Annotated in this window: 22 protein-coding genes; 16 read left to right on the top strand and 6 right to left on the bottom strand. The window is 67.7% G+C overall.

From position 1 onward, the window contains the following. Positions 1 to 92: 92 nt before the first annotated feature. Complete coding sequence (locus AC1D2F_RS09350) at positions 93 to 848, bottom strand: IclR family transcriptional regulator (RefSeq protein ID WP_229995483.1); 756 nt, start codon at positions 846 to 848, stop codon at positions 93 to 95. Positions 849 to 1,053: 205 nt separating this feature from the next. Between AC1D2F_RS09350 and AC1D2F_RS09345 the strand changes: the two genes are divergently transcribed. The 12 genes from AC1D2F_RS09345 to bcp (AC1D2F_RS09290) all read left to right on the top strand — a co-directional run bounded on the left by AC1D2F_RS09345 (position 1,054) and on the right by bcp (AC1D2F_RS09290) (position 14,455). Next, complete coding sequence (locus AC1D2F_RS09345) at positions 1,054 to 2,466, top strand: NAD-dependent malic enzyme (protein ID WP_476966587.1); 1,413 nt, start codon at positions 1,054 to 1,056, stop codon at positions 2,464 to 2,466. Between the two features lie 35 nt (positions 2,467 to 2,501). Next, positions 2,502 to 4,100 carry a malate synthase A gene (gene aceB, locus AC1D2F_RS09340; protein ID WP_229995481.1) on the top strand — a complete coding sequence of 533 codons (1,599 nt, stop codon included), beginning with the start codon at positions 2,502 to 2,504 and terminating at the stop codon, positions 4,098 to 4,100. A 78-nt stretch (positions 4,101 to 4,178) separates the two neighbouring features. Continuing rightward, positions 4,179 to 5,465 carry a DUF6986 family protein gene (locus AC1D2F_RS09335; protein ID WP_229995493.1) on the top strand — a complete coding sequence of 429 codons (1,287 nt, stop codon included), beginning with the start codon at positions 4,179 to 4,181 and terminating at the stop codon, positions 5,463 to 5,465. Beyond that, on the top strand, positions 5,462 to 6,274 hold the full coding sequence (locus tag AC1D2F_RS09330) for a bifunctional allantoicase/(S)-ureidoglycine aminohydrolase (RefSeq protein WP_476966586.1): 813 nt from the start codon (positions 5,462 to 5,464) through the stop codon (positions 6,272 to 6,274). The genes AC1D2F_RS09335 and AC1D2F_RS09330 overlap by 4 nt, the downstream gene beginning before the upstream one ends. Positions 6,275 to 6,400: 126 nt before the next feature. Next, positions 6,401 to 6,562: a glycine zipper domain-containing protein gene (locus tag AC1D2F_RS09325; protein ID WP_229995479.1), complete on the top strand. Its 162-nt coding sequence runs from the start codon at positions 6,401 to 6,403 to the stop codon at positions 6,560 to 6,562. Positions 6,563 to 6,929: 367 nt separating this feature from the next. Beyond that, complete coding sequence (locus tag AC1D2F_RS09320; protein ID WP_229995572.1) at positions 6,930 to 7,730, top strand: hydroxypyruvate isomerase family protein; 801 nt, start codon at positions 6,930 to 6,932, stop codon at positions 7,728 to 7,730. Between the two features lie 191 nt (positions 7,731 to 7,921). Then, positions 7,922 to 8,800 carry a 2-hydroxy-3-oxopropionate reductase gene (locus tag AC1D2F_RS09315; RefSeq protein ID WP_229995573.1) on the top strand — a complete coding sequence of 293 codons (879 nt, stop codon included), beginning with the start codon at positions 7,922 to 7,924 and terminating at the stop codon, positions 8,798 to 8,800. A 107-nt stretch (positions 8,801 to 8,907) separates the two neighbouring features. Next, the gene (gene gcl / locus AC1D2F_RS09310; protein ID WP_476966585.1) at positions 8,908 to 10,698 is read left to right on the top strand and encodes a glyoxylate carboligase; all 1,791 of its coding nucleotides are present in this window, start codon (positions 8,908 to 8,910) and stop codon (positions 10,696 to 10,698) included. 1 nt (position 10,699) lies between these two features. Then, positions 10,700 to 11,911: a glycerate kinase gene (locus AC1D2F_RS09305; RefSeq protein ID WP_364748499.1), complete on the top strand. Its 1,212-nt coding sequence runs from the start codon at positions 10,700 to 10,702 to the stop codon at positions 11,909 to 11,911. Then, positions 11,904 to 13,247: an allantoinase AllB gene (gene allB / locus AC1D2F_RS09300; RefSeq protein WP_364748502.1), complete on the top strand. Its 1,344-nt coding sequence runs from the start codon at positions 11,904 to 11,906 to the stop codon at positions 13,245 to 13,247. The genes AC1D2F_RS09305 and allB overlap by 8 nt, the downstream gene beginning before the upstream one ends. Then, entirely contained in the window at positions 13,244 to 13,930 is a 687-nt protein-coding gene (locus AC1D2F_RS09295) for a winged helix-turn-helix domain-containing protein (RefSeq protein WP_229995577.1), read from the top strand. Before allB ends, AC1D2F_RS09295 begins: the two co-directional genes overlap by 4 nt. A gap of 45 nt (positions 13,931 to 13,975) precedes the next feature. After that, positions 13,976 to 14,455, top strand: coding sequence for a thioredoxin-dependent thiol peroxidase (bcp, locus tag AC1D2F_RS09290; RefSeq protein ID WP_229995578.1), 480 nt, complete (start codon positions 13,976 to 13,978; stop codon positions 14,453 to 14,455). 64 nt (positions 14,456 to 14,519) lie between these two features. Here the strand turns inward: bcp (AC1D2F_RS09290) and AC1D2F_RS09285 are convergent, their stop codons facing one another. After that, entirely contained in the window at positions 14,520 to 15,518 is a 999-nt protein-coding gene (locus AC1D2F_RS09285) for a serine hydrolase (RefSeq protein ID WP_229995579.1), read from the bottom strand. A gap of 173 nt (positions 15,519 to 15,691) precedes the next feature. Here AC1D2F_RS09285 and bcp (AC1D2F_RS09280) point away from each other — a divergent pair, with 173 nt between their 5' ends. Then, positions 15,692 to 16,171, top strand: coding sequence for a thioredoxin-dependent thiol peroxidase (gene bcp, locus AC1D2F_RS09280; RefSeq protein ID WP_229995580.1), 480 nt, complete (start codon positions 15,692 to 15,694; stop codon positions 16,169 to 16,171). Positions 16,172 to 16,521: 350 nt separating this feature from the next. Here bcp (AC1D2F_RS09280) and AC1D2F_RS09275 read toward each other — a convergent pair whose 3' ends face one another. Next, positions 16,522 to 17,370 carry a class I SAM-dependent methyltransferase gene (locus AC1D2F_RS09275; protein WP_229995581.1) on the bottom strand — a complete coding sequence of 283 codons (849 nt, stop codon included), beginning with the start codon at positions 17,368 to 17,370 and terminating at the stop codon, positions 16,522 to 16,524. A 90-nt stretch (positions 17,371 to 17,460) separates the two neighbouring features. Between AC1D2F_RS09275 and AC1D2F_RS09270 the strand changes: the two genes are divergently transcribed. The 3 genes from AC1D2F_RS09270 to purM all read left to right on the top strand — a co-directional run bounded on the left by AC1D2F_RS09270 (position 17,461) and on the right by purM (position 20,756). Continuing rightward, positions 17,461 to 17,841: a hypothetical protein gene (locus AC1D2F_RS09270; protein ID WP_229995582.1), complete on the top strand. Its 381-nt coding sequence runs from the start codon at positions 17,461 to 17,463 to the stop codon at positions 17,839 to 17,841. 66 nt (positions 17,842 to 17,907) lie between these two features. Continuing rightward, positions 17,908 to 19,590 (top strand): amidophosphoribosyltransferase, encoded by a 1,683-nt coding sequence (gene purF, locus AC1D2F_RS09265; protein ID WP_229995583.1) that lies wholly within the window; start codon positions 17,908 to 17,910, stop codon positions 19,588 to 19,590. Then, positions 19,587 to 20,756 (top strand): phosphoribosylformylglycinamidine cyclo-ligase, encoded by a 1,170-nt coding sequence (gene purM / locus AC1D2F_RS09260; protein ID WP_476966584.1) that lies wholly within the window; start codon positions 19,587 to 19,589, stop codon positions 20,754 to 20,756. Before purF ends, purM begins: the two co-directional genes overlap by 4 nt. A gap of 84 nt (positions 20,757 to 20,840) precedes the next feature. Here purM and AC1D2F_RS09255 read toward each other — a convergent pair whose 3' ends face one another. From AC1D2F_RS09255 to AC1D2F_RS09245, 3 genes are read right to left on the bottom strand one after another with little or no spacing between them, the layout of a single operon-like run. Next, complete coding sequence (locus AC1D2F_RS09255) at positions 20,841 to 21,623, bottom strand: amino acid ABC transporter ATP-binding protein (RefSeq protein ID WP_476966583.1); 783 nt, start codon at positions 21,621 to 21,623, stop codon at positions 20,841 to 20,843. Beyond that, the gene (locus tag AC1D2F_RS09250) at positions 21,620 to 22,546 is read right to left on the bottom strand and encodes an amino acid ABC transporter permease (RefSeq protein ID WP_364748513.1); all 927 of its coding nucleotides are present in this window, start codon (positions 22,544 to 22,546) and stop codon (positions 21,620 to 21,622) included. Before AC1D2F_RS09250 ends, AC1D2F_RS09255 begins: the two co-directional genes overlap by 4 nt. 8 nt (positions 22,547 to 22,554) lie before the next feature. Further along, the gene (locus AC1D2F_RS09245; protein ID WP_476966582.1) at positions 22,555 to 23,478 is read right to left on the bottom strand and encodes an ABC transporter substrate-binding protein; all 924 of its coding nucleotides are present in this window, start codon (positions 23,476 to 23,478) and stop codon (positions 22,555 to 22,557) included. Positions 23,479 to 23,480: the final 2 nt, after the last annotated feature.

Genomic DNA, 23,480 nt, shown 5'->3' with positions numbered 1-23,480 from the left:
CGCCCCCGGCCGGCATGAGCGTTGCGGCCCCTCCCCGTGACGGTAAAGGGGCCGCAACGTGGCCTGGCAGAATGCGCCACGGCCGCTGGAGGTCAGCTCTTGTTGAGGTCCTGGGAAATCGCCAGGGCGGCCTCGCGCAGCAACGGCACCGCCCGGTCCGCGAAGGACTCGTCCACCCGGGATACGGGCCCGGAGACGGAAATCGCCGCGGGGGTCGGCGCATTGGGGATAGCAATCGCGAAGCAGCGGACGCCGATCTCCTGCTCTTCCTCATCGATGGAATAGCCGCGGCTGCGGATCAGCTTCAAGTCGGCGAACAGGGACTCGACGTCGCCGATGCTCTTCGGAGTGGGGGTGGGCATGCCCTTCCGGGTGACGATGCCACGCACCGTCTCATCGTCCAGCTGGGCCAGGATCGCCTTGCCCATGCCTGTGGCATGCATGTAACCGCGGCGGCCCACTTCGGTGATCATCCGCATGGAGTGCAGGGACGGGACCTGGGCCACGTACATCACCATGTCAGAGTCCAGCACGGCCATGTTGGCGGTCTCGCCGAGCCGTTCCACGAGGGACTGGAGCTGCGGCCGCGCGAGTGCCCCCAATTGCTTGTTCGCCGCCTCGCCCAGCCGGATCAGGCGCGGGCCCAGGGCATAGCGGCGGTTCGGCAGCTGCCGGATATAGCCCAGCGTGACGAGGGTGCGCAGCAGCCGGTGGATGGTGGGAAGCGGCAGATCGGTGGAGGACGAGAGTTCGCTGAGGGTGACGTCACCGCCGGCATCAGTAATCAGTTCCAGAAGTTCGAAAACGCGTTCAACGGACTGCACGCCTCCGGGGGCTTTTTCCGCCATAACTTTGCTCTCCTGAGGGGTTGTTTACGACAAATTTTATCCACATCGTGAAAAAAGTGCCTAGTGGACCCAAGATACAGTACCGCCAGCCCGCCGTCGACGGGCTACGGGGCTTGTATTTCCACAAAGTAGATAATAATATCCATAATACGAAATAACTGAGTTCAGCGAGAGCCCGTCAACGGGCCGACTAGGAGGAAATTCAATGGCGAATCCCAGCCCCGGAAATTCGATCACCCTGCGCGTGGAGGCTCCGTCCAGCGTCACGGCCACCAGCGAACTGGCCGCCGCCGTCGGAGCCGCCGGCGCCGCGATCACAGCCCTGGACGTCACCGAGTCCCACCACGAGACCCTGGTAGTCGACGTCACCTGCAACACCACGGACGACGCCCACGCCGCACGCGTCAAGGACGCGCTCAACGCGCTCGACGGCGTCACGGTCCGGAACGTCTCGGACCGCACCTTCCTGATGCACCTCGGCGGCAAGCTGGAGGTTGTCCCGAAGGTCGCCCTGCGCAACCGCGACGACCTCTCCCGCGCCTACACCCCCGGCGTCGCCCGTGTCTGCCTGGCGATCGCCGAAAACCCCGAGGCCGCCCGGAACCTGACCATCAAACGCAACACCATCGCCGTCGTGACCGACGGCTCCGCCGTCCTGGGCCTCGGCAACATCGGCCCGGCCGCCGCGCTGCCGGTCATGGAAGGCAAGGCCGCGCTCTTCAAGCAGTTCGCCAACGTCGACGCCTGGCCGGTCTGCCTGGACACCCAGGACACGGAGGAAATCATCCGGATCGTCAAGGCACTCGCCCCGGTCTACGGCGGCGTCAACCTTGAGGACATCGCCGCGCCGCGCTGCTTCGAGATCGAAACCCGGCTCCGCGAGGAACTGGACATCCCGGTCTTCCATGACGACCAGCACGGAACCGCAATCGTCACGCTGGCAGCCCTGACCAACGCCCTGCGCGTCGTGGACAAGAAACTCGCCGAGGTCCGGATTGTCGTTTCGGGCGTCGGCGCCGCCGGCTCCGCCATCATTGCGCTGCTCAAGGCGCAGGGGGCCCGCAACATCATCGCCGCCGGCCGCTCGGGAGCGATCCACTTCGGCGAACAGTACAACGACGAGCACCGCACCTGGATTGCCGAGAACACCAATGAACAAGGGTTCTCCGGCACCCTGCACGAAGCGCTCAAGGGAGCCGACGTCTTCATCGGCGTCAGCGCACCGCACGTGATCGGCGAAGAACAGGTGGCATCCATGGCCAAGGACGCTATTGTGTTCGCCATGGCCAACCCCACGCCGGAAATCGACCCGGTGGTCGCATCACGGCACGCCGCTGTGGTGGCGACCGGCCGCAGCGATTTCCCCAACCAGATCAACAACGTCCTGGCCTTCCCAGGGTTCTTCCGCGGGCTCCTGGACGCTGGGGCCGCAGACATCACCTCCGAGATGCTCGTGGCCGCCGCCGCGGCGATCGCCAACCGGGTGGCCGACGATGAGCTCAATGCCAGCTACATCATTCCCAGCGTTTTCGACCCCCACGTTGCCGCCGACGTCGCCGCCGCAGTTGCCGCGGCCGCCCATGCGACGGCCCCGGCCTCCGCGCCGACCCACGCCTGATTCGCCGCCTGATTCACCGACCAGGAAGGACCACAATGGCCCTCACCATTTCAGCCCGCCGCCCCGTTGACCGTGCGGAAGAGATCCTCACTCCCGAGGCGCTGGCCTTCATTGAGCAACTGCACCAGCGATTCGCCGCCACCCGCGGGGATCTGCTCAAGGCCCGCGCGGTCAAACGCGACGAGGTGGCCCGCACCGGCCGGCTCGATTTCCTGCCGGAAACCCGCGATATCCGTGAGGGCGACTGGACGGTGGCCCCAGCCCCGGCGGCCCTGCAGGACCGCCGGGTGGAAATGACGGGCCCGGCCGCACCGGCCAAGATGGCGATCAATGCCCTGAACTCCGGGGCCAAGGTCTGGCTCGCGGACCTCGAGGACGCCAGCACCCCCACCTGGTCCAACGTGATCGAATCGATCCTGAACCTCCGCGACGCCGCGGCGGGCACCCTGGCCTACACCTCCCCCGAGGGGAAGGAATATACGCTCCGGACCGATGCCCCGCTGGCCGTCGTTGTCGCCCGCCCGCGCGGCTGGCACATGGGCGAGCGCCATCTGCTGATCGACGGCGAACACACCGTGGGCGCCCTGGTGGACTTCGGCCTGCATTTCTTCCACACCGCCAGGCAGCTGCTGGCGAACGGCCATGGCCCGTACTACTACCTGCCCAAGATGGAGAGCCACCTCGAGGCCCGGTTGTGGAACGAGATCTTCGTCTTCGCCCAGGACTACCTCGGCATTCCGCAAGGCACCATCCGCGCCACCGTCCTGATCGAGACCATCCCCGCAGCCTTCGAAATGGACGAGATCCTCTACGAACTCCGCGACCACGCCTCCGGCCTGAACGCGGGCCGCTGGGATTACCTGTTCAGCATCATCAAGTACTTCCGCGACGCCGGCTCGCGCTTTGTGCTGCCGGACCGCGCCACCGTGGCCATGACCGCGCCGTTCATGCGTGCCTACACCGAACTGCTGGTCAAGACCTGCCACCACCGCGGCGCCTTCGCCATGGGCGGCATGGCGGCCGTCATTCCCAACCGCCGCGAACCCGAGGTGACCGCCCAGGCGTTCGAGAAAGTGCGCGCGGACAAGACCCGCGAGGCGAACGACGGCTTTGACGGTTCCTGGGTGGCCCACCCGGACCTGGTGCCGGTCTGCCGGGACGTCTTCGACGCCGTTCTGGGCGAGCGGCCGAACCAGCTGGACAGGCAGCGCCCGGAAGTCTCGGTCACCGCGGACCAGCTCCTGGACGTCGCCTCCGCCCATGGCACGGTCACCGAGGCAGGCATGCGCCTGAACCTCTACGTCGCCGTCGCCTACACAGCGGTGTGGATTTCGGGCAACGGCGCGGTGGCCATCCACAACCTGATGGAGGACGCCGCGACGGCGGAAATCTCGCGGTCCCAGGTTTGGCAGCAGATCCGCAACCACTCGGTGCTGGCCGACACAGGCCGGACCGTCACCCGCGAGCTGGTGTCCGGGATCCTGGCCGAGGAAACCGAGAAGCTCCGCGGCGAGGTGGGCGAGGACGCCTTCGCGAAGCACTACCTGCCCGCCAGCAAGCTCATTGGCGACATCTGCCTGTCCGAGGACTACACGGACTTCCTCACCACGCCGGCGTACGAGCTGGTGGGCTGAGCCATGGCAGCCACCTCCGCCAGCGCCAGGCCGCAGCCGCGCAGTCATCTACGGAGCCAGCCCCGAAGCCAGGGTCCGGTGACGCCGGCCCTCTCGGGGGCCGATCTCGCCCGGATCGATGCGCAGCTCGCCGACACCGACCGGCTGCTGGAGCGCAGCTACCCTGGCGATGACGGCTCCCGCCAGCCGGTGCACACCGTCTACGTCCCGGCCGACCGCTTCAGCCCGGGGTTCACCGCGGACTGGGGCGCCCAGGCCCTCGCTGCGGTGGACGCCCGCGGCGGAGTCGAAAACCTGTGCGCGCTGCAGGGCCAGGACCCCGAGCTGGCCGCCGCCGTCGCGCCGCGGGTCCGGGCCAAGCTCTCACGCGAACCGATCGAGGACCTCCGCCTGGACTTTGAGGACGGGTTCGGGGACCGGGGCGACGACGCCGAGGACGCCGCCGCTTCGGCCGCGGCATCCGCCGTGGCCACCGCGGTCGCCGCCGGGACCGCGCCGCCCTTCATCGGGATCCGCTTCAAGTGCTTCGAGGCCGCCACCCGCGCCCGGGGCCTGCGGACCCTGGATCTCTTCGTATCGCAGCTGGCCGCGGCCGGCGAACTGCCGGACGGGCTCATCCTCACCCTGCCCAAGGTCACCACGGTGGCGCAGGTGGAGGCCATGGCCTTCGCCGTGTCCCGCCTCGAGGAAGTCCACTCGCTCCCCGCGGGCCGGCTCCGCTTTGAGGTGCAGGTGGAAACGCCGCAGCTCATCCTGGGCCCGGACGGAACCTCGCCGGTGGCGCGCCTGCCGCACGCGGTGCCCGGCCGGATCAGCGGGCTGCACTACGGAACTTACGACTACTCGGCCTCGCTGCAGATCTCCGCCGAATACCAGTCCATGGAGCATCCCGTGGCGGACTTTGCCAAGGAAGTCATGCAGCTTGCCGTGGCCGGCACCGGGATCCGGCTCTCCGACGGCTCCACCAACATCATCCCGGTGGGCGAGAACGTGGAGCAGGCCTGGCAGCTCCACGGCCGCCTGGTCCGCCGCTCGCTGGAACGCGGTTACTACCAGGGCTGGGACCTCCACCCGGCCCAGCTGCCCAGCCGGTTCGCCGCAACCTATGCCTTCTACCGGCAAGGGCTGCCCGCCGCCGCTGCCCGGCTCCGCAATTACGTGGAACAAACCGCCGGCGGCGTCATGGATGAACCCGCCACCGCACGCGCCTTGGCGGCCTTCGTTCTGCGCGGCGTCCAATGCGGCGCCGTCGGTGCCGAAGAAGTCCTGGCGCTGGCCGGCGTCGGGCTCCCCCAACTCACCGCGCTGGCCCATCCCCGGCTGGCCAACACCTCCACCCCCTCAGCTAAAGGAACGCACCCATGAGCAACTATTTCTACCCCGAGGGCGGGCTTCCGCCGCAGACCCAGCTCCTCTCGGACCGGGCCATCGTCAAAGAGGCCTACACCGTCATTCCGAAGGGCGTGCTCCGGGACATCGTCACGAGCACGCTGCCCGGCTGGACCAACACCCGCTCCTGGATCATTGCCCGGCCCATCGCCGGTTTTGCCACGACGTTCTCGCAGCTGATTGTCGAGGTGGGACCGGGCGGCGGAGCGGAAAAGCCTGAGCCCGAGGCCGGCGTCGAAGGCGTCATCTTCCTGACCAAGGGCGCCCTGGCCCTGACCCTCGAGGGGGAAATCCACAAGCTGGGAGAGGGCGGCTACGCCTATCTCGCCGCCGGGGCCCAGTGGTCCGTGGCGAACGAGTCCGGGGAGATCGCCAGTTTCCAGTGGATCCGGAAGGCCTATGAGCCGCTGGACGGCTTCACGGCGAAATCCTTCGTGACCCGCGACCAGGACGTCGAACCGCGGGCCATGCCCGACACCGACGGCGCCTGGGCCACCACCCGCTTCGTGGACCCGGAGGACCTCGCCCACGACATGCACGTCAACATCGTCACGCTCAAGCCCGGCGCCTCCATCCCCTTCGCGGAAACCCACGTCATGGAACACGGGCTCTTCGTCCTGGAGGGCAAAGCCGTCTACCGGCTCAATGACGACTGGGTTGAGGTGGAGGCCGGCGACTTCATGTGGCTGCGTGCCTTCTGCCCCCAGGCCTGCTATGCCGGCGGCCCGGGCAACTTCCGGTACCTGCTGTACAAAGACGTCAACCGCCAGATCCGCCTGATCTAAGACCGATCCACCAATACCGAATACGCAGTGGAGTCCRCCCCGTCTGACGGGGCGGACTCATTCGTGGTTCCGGAGCCCGCGGCCGGGAGCCCTTGTGGCCTGGGCGTTGCTTGCTAGCCTGAGGCTGTGAAGTACGAATCCCTGTGGATCGGATTGCTCCTTGGCGCGGCCTTCGGCTTCGCCATCGGAGCCGCCACCGCCGACAAACCGTTCACGGGCATGTTGATCGGCCTTGCGGTCGGCGCACTCGTGGGCCTGGGCGTCCGGAAGGACCCCAGGAAGCGGTAGGGATGCCCTTCGCCGGGATCAGACGGTTCCCGGCGGGGCAGTCACCCAATGCCGGCCCCCTGACCTGAAACGGCCCGCGCCGTGAAATGCCCGGGCACCAAAGCTGTGCCCGCCGCGCGAGGACCCCACAGTCCCAAGGCGCCGCCCAGACGCGCAGCCCGGCCCTTCCCCGACGCACCCCCATTGACTCTCCACCCCTTGACTCCCCTGCCCCAACTTCTCTACACTTTTCATAAAGCAGAATCTAAATTCCACCAAGCGGAAACCATGCAGGAACTAAGCAGGCAACGAAGTGGAATTAGTAATCGGATCTGCAAGGCAAAGACGCCCGGGATCCAGCTCCCGCCCACACCGGAAGGAACCCACAATGACGTACACCGTGAACTGCTCCATCCTCCTGACGGAGCTCCCCCTCTGGGAACGCCCGGCCGCCGCGAAGGCCGCCGGTTTTGACGCCGTCGAATTCTGGTGGCCCTTCGAAACCTCCGTCCCCACCGACGCCGAGGTTGCCCGGTTTGAGAACGCCATCACCGACGCCGGCGTGCAGCTCACGGGCCTGAACTTCAACGCGGGCGACATGCCCGGCGGGGACCGCGGCCTCGTATCCTGGCCCGCGCGCTCCACCGAATTCCAGGACAACATCGACGTCGTCGCCGGCATCGGTGAGCGCCTCGGCTGCAAGGCCTTCAACGCCCTCTACGGCAACCGCATTGACGGCGAATCCGCCGAGCAGCAGGACGCCATTGGCGCCGAAAACCTCGCGACGGCGGCCGCAGGCATCGCCCGCATCGGCGGCACGGTGCTCCTGGAACCCGTCAGCGGCGCCCCCAAGTACCCGTTGCTCACGGCCCAGGACGCCCTCGACGTCATCGCCCGGGTCAAGCAGGAATCCGGCGCCAGGAACATCAAGCTCCTCGCCGACTTCTACCACCTGGCAGTGAACGGTGACGACGTCGCCGCCGTCATCGAAAAGCACGCCAAGGACTTCGGCCACATCCAGATCGCCGACAACCCCGGCCGCGGGGCTCCCGGAACCGGGCAGCTTCCCCTCGGCGAATGGATCGCCCGCAGCCGCGCACTCGGCTACGAGGGCTACATCGGCCTCGAATACAAGGAACCGGCGGAGACCGCATTCAGCTGGGCCATCCGCCAGCGCGTCTCGCAGTAGTCCCCACCGGCACCCTGACCTCGCAAGCTCGGCCAGGGAACCCGGCCGGCGTGGGCCCACCCACCAGCACCCTGACCTCGCAAGCTCGGCCAGGGAACCCGGCCGGCGTGGGCCCACCCACCAGCACCCGCCGCGGCACAGAAGCACACCTGCGCTAAAACGCATAAAAAGACTTCAGAAAGAGAACCACAATGAGCAACATCGCAGTCATCGGACTCGGCATCATGGGCCTGCCCATGGCCATCAACCTCGTCAAGGCCGGCCACACGGTCACAGGCTTCAACCGCAGTCAGGACAAGACCGACAAACTGGTCTCCGAAGGCGGCCGGGGCGCCGGCAGCATCGCGGAGGCCGTCAAGGGCGCCGACACCGTCATCACCATGGTGCCGGACTCCCCGGACGTCGAAGGCGTGGTCAGCGGCCCCAACGGCGTCTTCGCCAACGCCAAGCCGGGCGCCCTGTGGATCGATGCCAGCAGCATCCGCCCCGACGTCGCCAAGCGCCTCGCCGACGACGCCAGGGCCGCCGGAATCCGTCCCCTCGACGCCCCGGTCTCCGGCGGGGAACAAGGCGCCATCGACGCCGCGCTCTCCATCATGGTGGGCGGCCACGCCGCCGACTTCGAGACCGCCCAGGATGTCCTGGCCGCCGTGGGCAAGACCATCGTCCATGTGGGGCCCTCCGGCTCCGGCCAGACAGTCAAGGCAGCCAACCAGCTGATCGTGGCCGTCAACATTGAAGTCCTTGGCGAGGCGATCGCCTTCCTCGAGGCCTACGGCGTGGACACGGACGCCGCCCTCAAGGTCCTCGGCGGCGGCCTGGCCGGGTCCAAGGTCCTGGAGCAGAAGGGCCAGAAGATGCTGGACCGCAACTTCGACCCCGGCTTCCGCCTGGCCCTGCACCACAAGGACCTCGGCATCGTCACCTCCGCGGCCCGCGAGGCCAACGTCGCCGTCCCCCTCGGCGCCGTCGTCGCGCAGCTCGTCGCCGCCACTGTCAACCAGGGCGACGGCGGCCTGGATCACTCCGGCCTCTTCAAGCAGGTCCTCCAGCTCAGCGGCCGGAAGTAAACCGCCGGCCAGGCGCCGGTCACCACCTGAACCCAGCCTCCCGACGTCGTCAATGACGACGCCGGCACCTCAAGCACACCCAAAAACAGACTTTCAAGGAGCACACCATGACGAAGATGCGCACCGTAGACGCAGCCGTCGCCATCCTGGAAAAGGAGGGCGCCACCGAGGCGTTCGGCCTGCCAGGCGCGGCGATCAACCCGTTCTATTCGGCCATGAGGGCCCACGGCGGCATCCGCCACACCCTGGCCCGCCACGTTGAAGGCGCCAGTCACATGGCTGACGGCTACAGCCGGGCCAAGGACGGCAACATCGGCATCTGCATCGGCACATCCGGCCCCGCGGGCACGGACATGATCACCGGCCTGTACGCGGCCTGGGCCGATTCCATCCCGATGCTCTGCATCACCGGCCAGGCACCCGTTGCCAAGCTGCACAAGGAGGATTTCCAGGCCGTGGACATCGAGTCCATCGCCAAGCCCGTCACCAAGCTGGCCATGACCATCCTGGAGCCAGGCCAGGTTCCCGGCGCCTTCCAGAAGGCTTTCCAGCTGATGCGCTCCGGCCGCCCAGGCCCGGTCCTGCTGGACCTGCCGATCGACGTGCAGATGGCCGAGATCGAATTCGACATCGACACTTATGAGCCCCTGCCCGTGGAGAAGCCCAAGGCCAGCCGGAAGCAGCTGGAAAAGGCACTGGACATGCTCACCGCCGGCGAGCGCCCGGTGATCGTGGCCGGCGGCGGCATCATCAATGCCGGTGCCTCCGGGCAGCTGGTGGAGCTGGCCGAGCTGCTGAACGTCCCCGTGATCCCCACCCTGATGGGCTGGGGCGCTATCCCGGATGACCACGAACTGATGGCAGGCATGGTGGGCCTGCAGACTTCCCACCGTTACGGCAACGAGAACTTCCTGCGCAGCGACTTCGTGATCGGCATCGGCAACCGCTGGGCCAACCGCCACACCGGTGGGCTGGACACCTACACCGCCGGCCGCAAGTTCGTGCACATCGACATCGAGCCCACCCAAATCGGCCGCGTGTTCTCCCCGGACTTCGGCATCGCCTCCGACGCCGCTGCCGCCGTGGACGGGCTGCTGGAACTGGCCCGGGAACGCCGCGCCGCCGGGTCGCTGCCGGACTACACCGCCTGGGTTGCCGAATGCTCCGGACGCAAAGCCACGCTGCACCGCAAGACCCACTTCGACAACGTGCCGATCAAGCCCCAGCGCGTGTACGAGGAAATGAACAGGGCGTTCGGCAAGGACACCACTTACGTGTCCACGATCGGACTGTCGCAGATCGCCGGCGCCCAGATGCTGCACGTGTTCGGCCCCCGCAAGTGGATCAACGCCGGACAGGCCGGCCCGCTGGGCTGGACCGCCCCCGCCGCGCTGGGCGTGGTCCGCGGCAAGCCGGACCAGACCGTTGTTGCCCTGTCCGGTGACTACGACTTCCAGTTCATGATCGAAGAACTGGCCGTGGGCGCGCAGTTCAACCTGCCGTACATCCACGTGGTGGTCAACAACTCCTACCTCGGCCTGATCCGCCAGTCCCAGCGGGGGTTCAACATGGAACAAAACGTGTCCTTGGCGTTCGAGAACATCAACTCCACCGAACTCTCTGCAACCGCAAGAGGCTACGGAGTGGACCACATCAAGGTGGCGGAGGGCCTGGGCTGCAAGGCCATCCGGGTGGAAAACCCGGAGGACCTTCCTGCCGCGTTCGACAAGGCCAAGGCATTCATGGGCGAGTTCAAGGTTCCGGTGGTGGTGGAGGTCATCCTGGAAAAGGTCACCAACATCTCCATGGGCACCGAGATCAACGCCGTCAACGAGTTCGAGGCCCTGGCCGAGACCGCCGGGGACGCCCCCACCGCCATCCTGGCCCTGCAGGCCTGAGATGCGGGTGGTCATTGCGCCGGACAAGTTCAAAGGCTCGCTCTCGGCCCCGGACGTCGCCCGGCACCTGGAAGCGGGGCTGCACGCGGCCGCCCGCGACAGCGGACAGATCAGTAATCTGGAGGTACTGCGGATTCCCGTGGCCGACGGCGGCGAGGGCACCCTCGATGCCGCCGTCGGCTCCGGCTTCACCCGCCGAAGCGCCGTCGTCAGCGGCCCCACCGGCGCGCCGCTCCGGGCAGAGTTCGCGCTCCGCGGCCGCGAGGCGGTCATTGAGATGGCCGCCGCGTCCGGCCTGGCCGTCCTGCCGGACGGCGTCAAGGACGCCAAACGCGCCACCAGCCTGGGCACCGGCGAACTGATCCGGGCAGCGCTCGACGCCGGATGCCGGCAGATCATTTTGGGCGTCGGCGGCAGCGCCAACACCGACGGCGGCGCCGGGGTCCTGCAGGGACTCGGCGCCAGGTTCCTCGACGCCCACGGCAACGAGCTGCCGCCCGGCGGCGCGGCCCTGGCCAGGCTGGACTGGATCGACTTCTCCGGCTTCGAATCCCGCCTGGACGGGGCACGCTTCGTGCTCGCCAGCGACGTGGACAACCCGCTGCTCGGCGCCCAAGGTGCCGCGGCGATCTTCGGCCCGCAAAAGGGCGCCACGGCGGAGGACGTAACTGCCCTCGACGCCGCCCTGGCCCACTTCGTGGACGTGCTCGCGGCCGAAATCGGGCCCCGCGCACGGAAGGCCGCGGACGCGCCGGGCGCCGGGGCAGCCGGCGGCGTGGGCTACGCCGCGATCGCCGTATTGGCCGCGACCCGCCGGCCGGGCATCGACGTCGTCCTTGAATTCACCGGGCTGGCCGACCGGCTGGCCGGCGCGGACCTGGTGATCACCGGCGAAGGCAGCCTCGACGAACAGACCCTGCTGGGCAAAACTCCGGTGGGCGTTGCCCGGGCCGCCCGCCGCGCCGGGGTTCCGGTAGTCGCTGTCTGCGGCCGGTCCGTCCTGACCGGGGAGCAGATCAGCAGTTCCGGGTTCCTCGCGGTCCACGCTTTGACGGAGCTGGAAAGCAATGTAGACACATGTATAGCCGAGGCCGCTCCTCTGCTGGAGCGCCTCGGACGGCAACTCGGCGAGCAATTGACCAACGCGGCGCACCCCGTCCCGGGTGCCCGCGCCCTGGACAGTGCTCCTGGAAAGGAGACCCTCCGTGTCTGAAGAAACCTACGACGTCGTCTTCCGCGGGCGGCAGGTGCTGACCACGGCCGGCCTCGCCGCGCGGGAAGTCGGCATCCGCGACGGCGTGATTACCGCGATCGCGCCGCTGGGCGACGGCCTCCCCGGCCGTGAAGTCATCGAGCTCGCCGACGACGAAACCCTCCTGCCAGGCCTGGTGGACACCCACGTGCACGTCAACGAGCCCGGCCGCACCGAGTGGGAGGGCTTCGCTTCCGCCACCCGGGCGGCAGCGGCCGGCGGCGTCACCACGATCATCGACATGCCGTTGAACAGCATCCCACCCACCACTACGGTGGCGGCCCTGAAACTCAAACGCGAGGTAGCAGAGGACCAGGTGTTCGTGGACGTCGGTTTCTGGGGCGGAGCCATCCCGGGCAATAAGCACGAACTGCGGCCGCTGCACGACGAGGGTGTCTTCGGCTTCAAATGCTTCCTGCTGCACTCCGGTGTGGACGAGTTCCCGCACCTGGAAGCGGACGAGATGGAAGAGGACATGGCAGAGCTGAAATCCTTCGACTCGCTCATGATCGTCCACGCCGAGGACGCCCACGCGATCGATCACGCACCCCACCCGGGCGGCGACCGCTACGCGATGTTCCTCGCGTCCCGCCCGCGCGGGGCCGAGAACAAGGCCGTCGCCGAGGTCATCGAACGGGCCCGCCGGACCGGCGCCCGCGCCCACATCCTGCACCTGTCCTCCTCCGATGCGCTCCCCTTGATCGCGACCGCCAAGCGCGACGGCGTTCGCCTCACGGTCGAAACCTGCCCGCACTACCTGACGCTGACGGCCGAGGAAATCCCGAACGGCGCCACAGCCTACAAGTGCTGCCCGCCGATCCGCGAAGCCTCCAACCGCGAACTGCTGTGGGCCGGGCTGCAGGACGGCACCATCGACTGCATCGTCTCGGACCACTCCCCGTCCACCCTGGATTTGAAGGACCTGGAAAACGGGGACTTCGCCGTGGCCTGGGGCGGGGTCTCCTCGCTGCAGCTGGGCCTGTCGCTGATCTGGACCGAGGCCCGGCACCGCGGCATCCCGCTGGAGCAGGTTCTCTCGTGGATGGCGGCCAGGCCGGCCCAGCTCGCCGGCCTGGCCAACAAGGGCCAGCTGGCGGTGGGGTACGACGCCGATCTCTCCGTGTTTGCCCCGGACGAGGCGTACGTCGTGGACGCCTCCAAGCTCAAGCACAAGAACCCCATCACCCCGTACGACGGGAAGGCGCTTTCCGGCGTCGTCCGGCAGACCTATCTCCGCGGCACCCTGATCGACGGCCGGACTCCGAACGGCAAGCTGATCCGCCGCGGCGACGTATGAGCCAGGCAGCCGTGGCCGGCACCGCACGCGCCGTTCACGGACGGGCCAGGCGCAACGGACAGCCGCGGCAGGCCGGCCTCGCGGCGAAGGGACTGGCTGTCTGGATCACCGTGCCGGACAACGCCGACCTTGACCCGGCCTGTCTGGCCCGGGCGGCCGAACTCGTGCTTGGCCGCGCCCTAAGAAGTGCCCCGGAGGCGGAAGTCCACTTTAGGCCCGCCGCCGGAGCCGCAACGTCCGCCGTCGTCCGGTCCCCTGGAGAAGACGGCGCCCTGCCGGGAACCCCGACCGGGGATCCCGCCGGGGACGGCACTCCGGACGACGACGGCGGGGCGGGCCCGGCGCCCGCCCCCGGCAGCATCAGCCGGCTCGCCGTCGACCTCGCGGCCGGGGACGCAAGGCTCGATGGCGAGCGGGTGCCCCTGACGGATCTGGAGTTCACCCTCCTGAGGTGCCTTGTGCAGAACTGCTCCCGCACGGTCAGCCGGGAGGAACTGCAGCATTGCCTCGACGCGTTCGACACCCCTGGCGCGGCAACCCGGTCCATCGACGTTTACGTCGGCCGGTTGCGCCGGAAACTCAAGGGCTGCCGGCACGCCGTCGTCACCGTCCGCAGCGGCGGCTACCGCTTCGTCCCCGGTCCGCGGGCGACCGTGCGCGGACCGGCGGAATACAGCATCTGAGGTCCGCTGCCACAACCATCCCGACCCTCGATCGAAGGAAACTGCATGCAATCCATCGTCACCACCAAACTGCGGGCTGGCACTCCAGCACCCGGGTTCACGCTGCCCGATGCTGCGGGCCGCCGGATTTCCCTGGCCGATTACCGCGGCAAAAGCGTCATTGTCTATTTCTATCCGCGCGCCGCCACGCCCGGCTGCACCACCGAGGCCTGCGACTTCCGCGACAGCCTTGCTGCCCTCCGGGGCGCAGGCTACGAGGTCCTGGGCATCTCGTCCGACGCCCGTGAGGCCCTCTCCGCCTTCGCCGCCGAGCACGCGCTGACGTTCCCCCTGCTCGCCGACGAGGACCACGCTGTGGCCCTCGCGTACGGGGCCTGGGGCGAGAAGCTGGTGGAGGGCGAGGTCCGCGAAGGAACGGTCCGGTCCACCGTGGTTGTCGGTCCCGACGGCAACGTGGTCCTGGCGCAATACCAGGTCAGCCCGCAGGGCCACGTGCGGGCGCTGCGGGAGGAACTCGGCATTTAGGGCACCGGATTTAGCGTTCCGGACGTCTGCGGGCGGCCCCTGACACGCTCGTCCCAGAGGCGGCCTAGAAGAGGGCGCCCGCCACCGCCTGCGTCAGCTGATGGATCACCTCGGTGCGTTCCGGGACGTCGCTCAGGTCCTGGCCCTTGGTATAGATCACCAGGGCGTAGGCGGTGCCGTCCCGGATGAGGATGCCGGCGTCGTGCAGTTCACCGCCCAGGAGCCCGTACTTGTGGAAGACCGTGATCCCTTCCGGCACTGCGGCGGGAATGAGTGATTCGTAGTTGGTGTCCTGCATATAGGACAGCAGCTGGGCTGTGTCCCCGGCATTCAGGAGCGTCCCGGAGTAGACGCGGGAGACGATTGTCGCCATTTCCGCCGGGGTCAGTGTATTGATTTTCGGGTCATAGCTCACGCCCAGCGACGCCGCATACTCGGTCAACTGCTCGTGGCCCACGGCATCCATGATCAGCGACCACGAGTCGTTGTCGCTCTGCTGGATCATCTCGCGGAGCTGGAATCCGGCGGTGTAGTTCCCCAACGGGTCATCGAGGCTGGCCGCCCCGGTTTCGACCAGGTGGTAGTAGGCCGCCGCGGCCAGGACTTTGGCAGTGCTCGCGGCCACGAACTTCTCCCGGACCCCGTATTCGTGGACGTCCGCGGAGCCGGCGCCCTGGGAGAGGTCGACCAGCGCCACGCCGATCTGGTACTGGCTGTTGGCATCGAGAATGGCCTGGATGCGCGTGTCCAGTGCCGCGTCCACCGCGCCCGCAGCCGGGGCGGATGCCTGGGCAGATGCATCGGGACTGGCTGACGGCGACGCGCTGGCCTCCGCTGTGGTCGTGGCAGACGGCGCAGCCGACGCAGCCGACGTTGTCGTGAGATTCGCCGCCGTCGAGCGGGCTTGCGCAAAGGAATAGATACCTGCAGCCAGGACGACCGCCAGCACCGCGGCACAGGCCGCCCCCATCAGGGCCCGTGCCCGGCCGGTCCCTCGACGGGGCCCGCGGCCGGGAGTGCGCCGGAATCCGAATCGTCGCTGCTGTGGATTTTGCTGTTCCATAATGACTTCAATCTAGCTACGGCAGCTATGCCGGAGCTATGAAAAAGCTGTCAGGCCCGAGCCCGCCAAAGCCGCCCCGGAAGGGTCCTTGATAGGCTCAGGCGGCGGAATACAGCCTCGGTCCACGATGTTGTGCATCACAGACCCATTGTCCACTCCCCCGAAGGATCATCATGAGCGCAAACACGACCGTCAAGCTTCAGCCCGGCACCCCGGCCCCGGATTTCACCCTGCCGGACGCCGAAGGCAAGCCGGTTGCCCTGGCCGATTACCGCGGCAAGAACGTCATTGTGTACTTCTACCCGCAGGCCGCGACCCCCGGCTGCACCACCGAGGCCTGCGACTTCCGCGACAACCTCGCGTCCCTGCAGGGCTCAGGCTACGAGGTCCTGGGCATCTCCCCCGACGCCCCCGAGGCCCTGGCCCACTTCACCGGCGACTTCGCGCTGACCTTCCCGCTCCTGGCCGACGAGGACCACACTGTCGCCCTGGCATACGGCGCCTGGGGCGAGAAGCTGGTCCAAGGCGAGGTCACGGAGGGCATCGTCCGCTCCACCGTAGTGCTGGACCCCGAGGGCAAGGTGACGCTGGCGCAGTACCAGGTCAAGGCCCAGGGCCATGTTGCGTCGCTGAAGGAAGCGCTGGGCGTCTGACCCGCTGATCGTCTGACGCTGGAGTGCTCCCCCGGTGTCGGAGCGCTCGTCCGGCGTCGCCCGACTGGGTGCACCCGCGTGCCCTGACGTGGGCCGTACCTGTTTCCGCGGCGGTTTCGGACCCTCGCTGCTGAATCGGATACATGCAGCGAGGATCCGGGGCGCGCCCGTCCGATAGCTGGGCGCGTGCCTGAAACTGCCGCGGAAAAGTTCTCCACACCCGGCCCGCGGGTGGTTGTCCGGCCCAGCGTGGCGGACCACCATCGGGGCATGGAACTACCTCGGTTGCAGCGCGGGTCCTCGGTGCGCCCGTCCGAAAACGCCGCGAATACCCGCCCCGTCCCGCCGAGCTACACCTTGGTTCCCGCCACCACCGTGGCGGTGGACCGGAGCCGGATCGCGCCGTCGTGCTCGTAGCGGCCCAACAGCGCGAACACATCCGAGCGGATCAGGGCCCGCGACTCCTCATCCGCCTTAGCCAGCCCCATCGCCACGGTGGTGGCGATGTCGGTCATGAACTCCCAGTAGCTCTCGGGGGATTCGTGCACCAGGTCGGTGCTGACTTGGCGCTCGCTCACCTCTGCCAGCCCGGCGTCCTTGAACATCCGGGTCATGAACCCGGTTGGTGCGCAGCGGAACAGACCTGGAGTGCCCGCGGGCGGGATGGGCAGTTCCCGGTGCCGGGCGATCGTGCCCAGGATCAGGCTGGCCCAGGGATTTGCCGCCGCGCGCCCCCAGACGACGGCGCCGACGCGGGCACCGGGTTGGGCGGTGCGCGCCATCTCTGCCATGGCCGCGGACATCACCGGAAAGAACATCAGCCCGAAGCGGCAGTACACGGCGTCGAACGTGCTGTCCCCGAAGGGCATGGCTGCGGCGTCGCACACCTCAAAGTCCAGGTTGGTCAGGCCCCAGGCCGATGCCTTCTCCTCGGCCACGCGGAGCATTCCCGCCGAAATGTCGGCCAGGACCACCCTGCCCTCCGACACTCGCTTGGCCACGGTGAGTCCAGGTTCCCCCGTGCCTGCCGCGACATCCAGCACCCGGGAGTCGGGGCGCAGCGGCAACTCCTCGAGCAATGCCTCCCCGAACGGAGCCTGCCAGCCGAGCAGCTCAGCGTCCCATTTGTTCCAGCCCGCCGAGAACTCATTCCAGATTATGCGCTGCTGGTCGCGAATGCGGGCGGCTGAGGCTAACATGGCCGTTCCTTAGCTCGTCTGTACGTAGCCCCTAGTCTGCTCCGGGAACCGGGCCCCGGCAATGAGTCCAAGGGCAGTACGCTTAATGGCATGTCTTCCCACGAAACCCCCGGCACAGCAGGCACCGACCCCCAGCGGGAGCCGGCCCAGGGCAGCGTTCCGGAGCGCCGCGAGGTGACCGTCCGCCGGGCGCCGAAATATGTGCCCTTCCTGATCCTGGGCGGGCTCGTGGGCGTGGCCGCCGCGGCCGTGATCGCCTACGCTTTCCCCGGTGACGCGAGCTACGACCGCGGCTCGGTCTTCGGCTTCTTCATGGTCCTTTGCGCGGCCGGCGGCGTCATCCTGGGTGCCGCGACAGCCCTGGTGCTGGACCGGATGAGCGTCCGCCGCGCCGAGCACGCCGTCGTCGAGTCCGCAACGGACGCACCGGAGACTCCGGATACCTCGGACGACGACGAGAACCGCGCCTGAGCAGGCCGGCAGGTCATAAAACGGCCGCCGGAAAAGTCTTAGCGCACATCGTGAGATAATCGACCAGTGGCACGCGGCGATGGAAAACTTTCTCATGATCTTCTCCCAGGCGAAAAAGGCCCTCAGGACGCATGCGGCGTCTTCGGGGTCTGGGCACCCGGTGAAGAAGTAGCAAAACTCACCTACTACGGGCTGTATGCACTGCAGCACCGCGGTCAGGAGTCGGCTGGCATTGCAACCAGCGACGGCAAGCGGATTAACGTCTACAAGGACATGGGACTCGTTTCCCAGGTCTTCGACGAGACCACGCTGAACACCCTGACCGGGCACCTGGCCGTCGGCCACTGCCGCTATTCCACTACCGGTGCGAGCCACTGGGCCAACGCCCAGCCCACCCTGGGCGCGACGTCCACGGGCACCGTGGCCCTGGCCCACAACGGCAACCTGACCAACACGGCCGAGCTCAAGGCGATGATCGAGGACCGCAACGGCGGAAACCTCAGCGGCGAGATGAAGCAGGGCAACACCTCGGACACAGCCCTGGTCACCGCACTCCTGGAGGGCGAAGAGGGCAAGTCCCTCGAGCAGACCGCCATGGAGCTGCTGCCCAAGATCAAGGGCGGCTTCTGCTTCGTCTTCATGGATGAGGGCACCCTCTACGCGGCCCGCGACACCTACGGGATCCGCCCGCTCTGCCTGGGCCGGCTGGAACGCGGCTGGGTGGTTGCCTCCGAGCAGTCCGCCCTCGCCACTGTCGGCGCCAGCTTCATCCGCGAAATCGAACCCGGCGAGTTCATCGCGATCGACGAGGACGGCGTCCGCTCGCAGCGCTTCGCCGAGGCGACGCCGGCCGGCTGCGTTTTCGAGTACGTCTACCTCGCCCGCCCGGACGCCTCCATTGCGGGCCGCTCGGTGTACGAATCCCGTGTGGAAATGGGCCGCCAGCTGGCCCGCGAAAACACCCAGGAAGCGGACATCGTCATCCCGGTGCCGGAATCGGGCACCCCCGCGGCCGTAGGCTACGCCGAGGAATCCGGCATCCCCTTCGCGCACGGCTTCGTCAAGAACTCCTACGTGGGCCGCACGTTCATCCAGCCTTCGCAGACGCTGCGCCAGCTCGGCATCCGGCTCAAGCTCAACGCCCTCGAATCCGTGATCCGCGGCAAGCGTGTTGTGGTGGTGGATGACTCGATCGTCCGCGGCAACACCCAGCGCGCCATCGTGCGGATGCTCCGGGAAGCCGGCGCCGCAAGCGTCCACATCAAGATTTCCTCCCCGCCGGTCAAGTGGCCCTGCTTCTACGGCATCGACTTCGCCTCCCGGGCGGAACTGATCGCCAACGGCGCCACCATCGATGAAATCACCCAGGCCATCGGTGCCGACTCACTCGCCTACATTTCCGAAGACGGCATGATCGACGCCACCCGGCAGCCGCGCGAGCGCCTCTGCACCGCCTGCTTCACCGGCAAGTACCCGATCGAGCTGCCCGGGGCGGACAAGCTCGGCAAGAACCTGCTCGAACGCACGGACCTCGGCGGACTTCCCTCTGCCTCCGCCACGGCTGCTTCCGGCACGGCGCCGTCCGCGGCTTCCGCGGCGCCCGACGCCGAACCCGGCACCGCAATCTCCGACGACCCGGCCGAAAAGGCCGGCGCCACCGGCTGCGATCCAGGGCCGGATTCCGAATTCGAAGAACTGCTCACCGATGCCGACCGCGTCACCACAGCCGACAAGAAAGAGCCAGTATGACTTCCGCCTCCCCGGCCGCTGACATGAACGCCGCCCAGAACGCCGGCATCACCTACGCCTCCGCCGGCGTCGACGTCGAAGCGGGAGACCGCGCCGTCGAACTCATGAAGGACGCCGTCAAGGCCACCCACAACGCCTCGGTGATCGGCGGCGTCGGCGGGTTCGCAGGCCTCTATGACGTCTCCCGGCTGCTCACGTACAAGCGCCCGCTGCTGGCCACCTCCACCGACGGCGTCGGCACCAAGGTGGCAATCGCCCAGGCCATGGACATCCACGACACCATCGGCTTCGACCTCGTCGGCATGGTGGTGGACGACATCGTCGTCGTGGGCGCCGAGCCGCTCTACATGACCGACTACATCGCGTGCGGCAAGGTGGTCCCGGAGCGTATCGCCGACATCGTCCGCGGCATCGCGGCCGCCTGCTCGGTCGCCGGCACCGCCCTGGTGGGCGGCGAAACCGCCGAGCACCCGGGCCTGCTGGGCGAACACGAGTATGACGTCGCCGGTGCCGCCACCGGTGTTGTCGAGGCTGATGCGCTGCTCGGCCCGGACCGTGTCCGCGCCGGGGACGTGGTGATCGGCATGGCCTCCTCCGGCCTGCACTCCAACGGCTACTCTCTGGTCCGCCGCGTCATCAACCACGCCGGCTGGGCCCTGGACCGCCAGGTCTCCGAACTCGGCCGCACCCTGGGCGAGGAGCTCCTCGAGCCCACCCGCGTCTACGCCGCGGACTGCCTGGATCTGGCACGCACCTTCCCGGTCGACGGCTCCGCGGCCGGCAGGGCCGTCCACGGCTTCAGCCACGTGACCGGCGGCGGCCTCGCGGCGAACCTCGCCCGGGTCCTCCCGCAGGGCCTGCTGGCCACCGTGGACCGCTCCACCTGGGAACTCCCGGCCATCTTCAAGCTGGTCTCCGAACTCGGCAACGTCCCGCTGGCCGATCTGGAGCGCACCCTGAACCTGGGCGTCGGCATGGTCGCCATCGTGTCGCCGGAAGCAGCCGACGCCGCCGTCAACCGGCTCAACGACCGCGGCCTGCCGTCCTGGGTCATGGGCACGGTCGAGGTGAACTCGGACTCCATCGTCAAGACGGGCCCGGACTACGTCCAGGGCGCCAAGGGCGTCGACGGCGGCGCCGTCCGGCTGGTCAACGCCTACGCCTAGACCGCCTGCCCCGACGTCGAGTGCTCCCCACCGGCCGTTTTGAGTCCTGAAAACGGCAGGTGCGGAGCACTCGATGGTTAAGGCCTAGAGCACAGCGGACAGGAAGGCTCGCGTCCGGTCGTTCTGCGGATGGTTGATGACCGCTTCGGCGGGGCCTTCCTCAAGGATCCGGCCACCGTGCATGAACACCACGCGGTCGGCCACATCCCGAGCAAACCCTATTTCATGCGTGACAACGATCATGGTCATGCCGGTCCGGGCAAGGTCCTTCATAACACGAAGGACTTCACCGACGAGTTCCGGATCAAGGGCGGATGTGGGCTCGTCAAAGAGCATCAGTTTCGGTTCCATGCAGAGCGCGCGGGCAATCGCCACGCGCTGCTGCTGCCCGCCCGAGAGGTGCCGGGGGTAGGCCTGCGCCTTCTCGGCCAGTCCCACTTTTTCCAGGAGCCCGAGCGCCCGACTCCGGACCTCGTCCTTGCGCTGTTTGAGCACCCTCACCGGCGCCTCCATGAGGTTTTCCAGGACTGTCATGTGCGGGAAGAGGTTGAAGTGTTGGAAAACCATGCCGATGTCGCTCCGGTCCGCGCAGATCTCATTGTGGGACTGCTCGTGCAGCTTGTGGCCCTTGAGCCGGTAGCCCACCACACGGTCCTCCACCCGGAGCAGGCCGCCGTCGATCTTTTCCAGATGGTTCACGCACCGCAGGAAGGTACTCTTTCCCGATCCGGAGGCGCCGATGATGCACACCACTTCACCGCGCCGGACATCAAGATCGATGCCTTTGAGGACCTCGTTGTTGCCAAAGCTCTTACGGACGCCCTCGGCCCGCACCAGCGGCCTTGGCTCTGCTATCTCGGTGGTCATGATTGGCTGCCCCTTCCTGAGGCTTGCGGGGAGTGGATCCTGAAGAAACGCCGCAGGCGTTCGGCGGCCGACGGCGGCACGGACCGGGACGTACCGCGGGAGAACCGCCGCTCCACGTATCCCTGGCCCACACTGAACACGGTGGTGACGATGATGTACCAGATGCTGGCCACGAGCAGCAGCGGCACCACCTGGAGATTCTTGGAATAGATGATCTGGGCCGAATACAGCAGTTCCGGGACCGCGATGACGCTGACCAGCGAGGTCATCTTCAGCATGCCGATGAACTCGTTACCGGTGGGCGGGATGATCACGCGCATCGCCTGCGGCAGAATCACCCGGAACAGGGTCTGGAGGCGGGACATGCCCAGCGCCCCCGCCGCCTCGCCTTGCCCCTGGTCGATGGACTGGATGCCGGCCCGGACAATTTCCGACATGTAGGCCGCTTCGTTGAGCCCCAGGCCCAGGATTGCCGCGGCCAGGGGTGTGATGAGCTGGTTGGCATCCAAGCTGACGCCCGGGATGCCGAACGTGATTTCCGGGTACAGAGCTGAGAGATTGAACCAGAACAGCAGCTGGACCAGCACCGGGGTGCCGCGGAAAACCGTCACGTACATACCGGCCGAGCCCTTGACCACCGGGTTGGCGGAGAGCTGCATCACGGCCAGAACGACGCCCAGGGCGACGCCGCCCGCCATGCAGACGACGGTCAGCATCAGCGTGATGCCAATGCCGTTGACGATTGTGGTGTCCCGGAAGTACAGGGCCACCTTGTCCCAGCCAAAGCGCGGGTTCGTCACAGCCGAGATAAGGAACAGAACGACGACGGCGGTGACCGCCGCTGCAGCGACCCAGCGCCACGGGTGCCGGGCCGTCACCACGGTGTACTCTCCCCTGGTGCTGGTGGTCTTTGAAAGGCTCATGGTGCCGCTCATCGGGAGGCACCCGCGCCGACCTGGTCCGCGCTGACCTTCACGGAATCGGGGATGCCGTACTTGGCGTTGATTGACGTGTACGTGTCGCTGGCCACGAGCGCCTCGACAGCGGCCACGACGGCCTTGGTCAGCGGCGAGTCCTTCGGCAAGGCGATGCCCACAGCCGTGGGATCCCAGCCGGCGCCGGGGGCGAGCTCGAAGGAGCCTCCGGAGAGTTTGCTGGCGTAGGCCATGCCGATATCGCCGGACAGGACGCCGTCCACGCGGCCGGAGGTGAGGGCCAGGTTGGCCTCGTGCTGGGAGGGGAAGAGCTGGATGTCGATCGCGGACTGGCCCGCATCCGTGCACTGCTTCGAGAACGCCGGCAGTGTTTCGATGCCCTGGGAGGTTCCCTTCTCGCCGCCGATCCTGGTGCCGCACAGCGTCATGGCATCAAGGGCGAGATTCTTCGGGTTGCCCTGCTTGACGGCCAGGCCCGAGCCGCTGTTCATGTAGGTGGCGAAGTCGGCGTTCTTTTTCCGTTCTGCGGTGACATTGAATCCGGAGATCCCGACGTCATATTTATGCGATCCGACCCCGGGGAGGATGGTGTCAAAGGTGGCCGGGACCATCCGGGCTTCCAGCCCAAGGGTCTCCCCAAGTGCCTTGGCGAAGTCGGCGTCCCATCCCGTCACTGTCTTGTTGTCCTCAGCGTAGAACTCGTAGGGCGGGAACGTGGGGTCCGTCCCCACCAAGAGCGTTCCCTTGGACCTGACCTCCCCGGGCAGCAGATCCGCGGCTGCCTGGCTGAGCGGCGCGGCGGCTATGGCACCGCCCTGCCCGGGCAAGGGCTGCGCGGCGGCGCTTCCGGCGTCGAGGGACGCGTTGGTGCAGCCGCTCAGCCCGACAAGGGCTGCGAGCAGCAAAGTGCCGGTGGTCATGA

The sequence above is a fragment of the Arthrobacter sp. P1_B3 genome, assembly GCF_056406615.1.
Note: the sequence above shows the minus strand (reverse complement) of the source record. Positions and strands in the feature narration are given on the sequence as shown.

Bases quoted from the DNA above. Each gene is read 5' to 3' on its own strand.
- AC1D2F_RS09350 (WP_229995483.1), bottom strand. From the start codon at position 848: ATGGCGGAAAAAGCCCCCGGAGGCGTGCAGTCCGTTGAACGCGTTTTC.
- AC1D2F_RS09345 (WP_476966587.1), top strand. From the start codon at position 1,054: ATGGCGAATCCCAGCCCCGGAAATTCGATCACCCTGCGCGTGGAGGCT.
- aceB (WP_229995481.1), top strand. From the start codon at position 2,502: ATGGCCCTCACCATTTCAGCCCGCCGCCCCGTTGACCGTGCGGAAGAG.
- AC1D2F_RS09330 (WP_476966586.1), top strand. From the start codon at position 5,462: ATGAGCAACTATTTCTACCCCGAGGGCGGGCTTCCGCCGCAGACCCAG.
- AC1D2F_RS09320 (WP_229995572.1), top strand. From the start codon at position 6,930: ATGACGTACACCGTGAACTGCTCCATCCTCCTGACGGAGCTCCCCCTC.
- AC1D2F_RS09315 (WP_229995573.1), top strand. From the start codon at position 7,922: ATGAGCAACATCGCAGTCATCGGACTCGGCATCATGGGCCTGCCCATG.
- gcl (WP_476966585.1), top strand. From the start codon at position 8,908: ATGACGAAGATGCGCACCGTAGACGCAGCCGTCGCCATCCTGGAAAAG.
- AC1D2F_RS09305 (WP_364748499.1), top strand. From the start codon at position 10,700: ATGCGGGTGGTCATTGCGCCGGACAAGTTCAAAGGCTCGCTCTCGGCC.
- AC1D2F_RS09295 (WP_229995577.1), top strand. From the start codon at position 13,244: ATGAGCCAGGCAGCCGTGGCCGGCACCGCACGCGCCGTTCACGGACGG.
- bcp (WP_229995578.1), top strand. From the start codon at position 13,976: ATGCAATCCATCGTCACCACCAAACTGCGGGCTGGCACTCCAGCACCC.
- AC1D2F_RS09285 (WP_229995579.1), bottom strand. From the start codon at position 15,518: ATGGAACAGCAAAATCCACAGCAGCGACGATTCGGATTCCGGCGCACT.
- bcp (WP_229995580.1), top strand. From the start codon at position 15,692: ATGAGCGCAAACACGACCGTCAAGCTTCAGCCCGGCACCCCGGCCCCG.
- AC1D2F_RS09275 (WP_229995581.1), bottom strand. From the start codon at position 17,370: ATGTTAGCCTCAGCCGCCCGCATTCGCGACCAGCAGCGCATAATCTGG.
- AC1D2F_RS09270 (WP_229995582.1), top strand. From the start codon at position 17,461: ATGTCTTCCCACGAAACCCCCGGCACAGCAGGCACCGACCCCCAGCGG.
- purM (WP_476966584.1), top strand. From the start codon at position 19,587: ATGACTTCCGCCTCCCCGGCCGCTGACATGAACGCCGCCCAGAACGCC.
- AC1D2F_RS09255 (WP_476966583.1), bottom strand. From the start codon at position 21,623: ATGACCACCGAGATAGCAGAGCCAAGGCCGCTGGTGCGGGCCGAGGGC.
- AC1D2F_RS09250 (WP_364748513.1), bottom strand. From the start codon at position 22,546: ATGAGCCTTTCAAAGACCACCAGCACCAGGGGAGAGTACACCGTGGTG.
- AC1D2F_RS09245 (WP_476966582.1), bottom strand. From the start codon at position 23,478: ATGACCACCGGCACTTTGCTGCTCGCAGCCCTTGTCGGGCTGAGCGGC.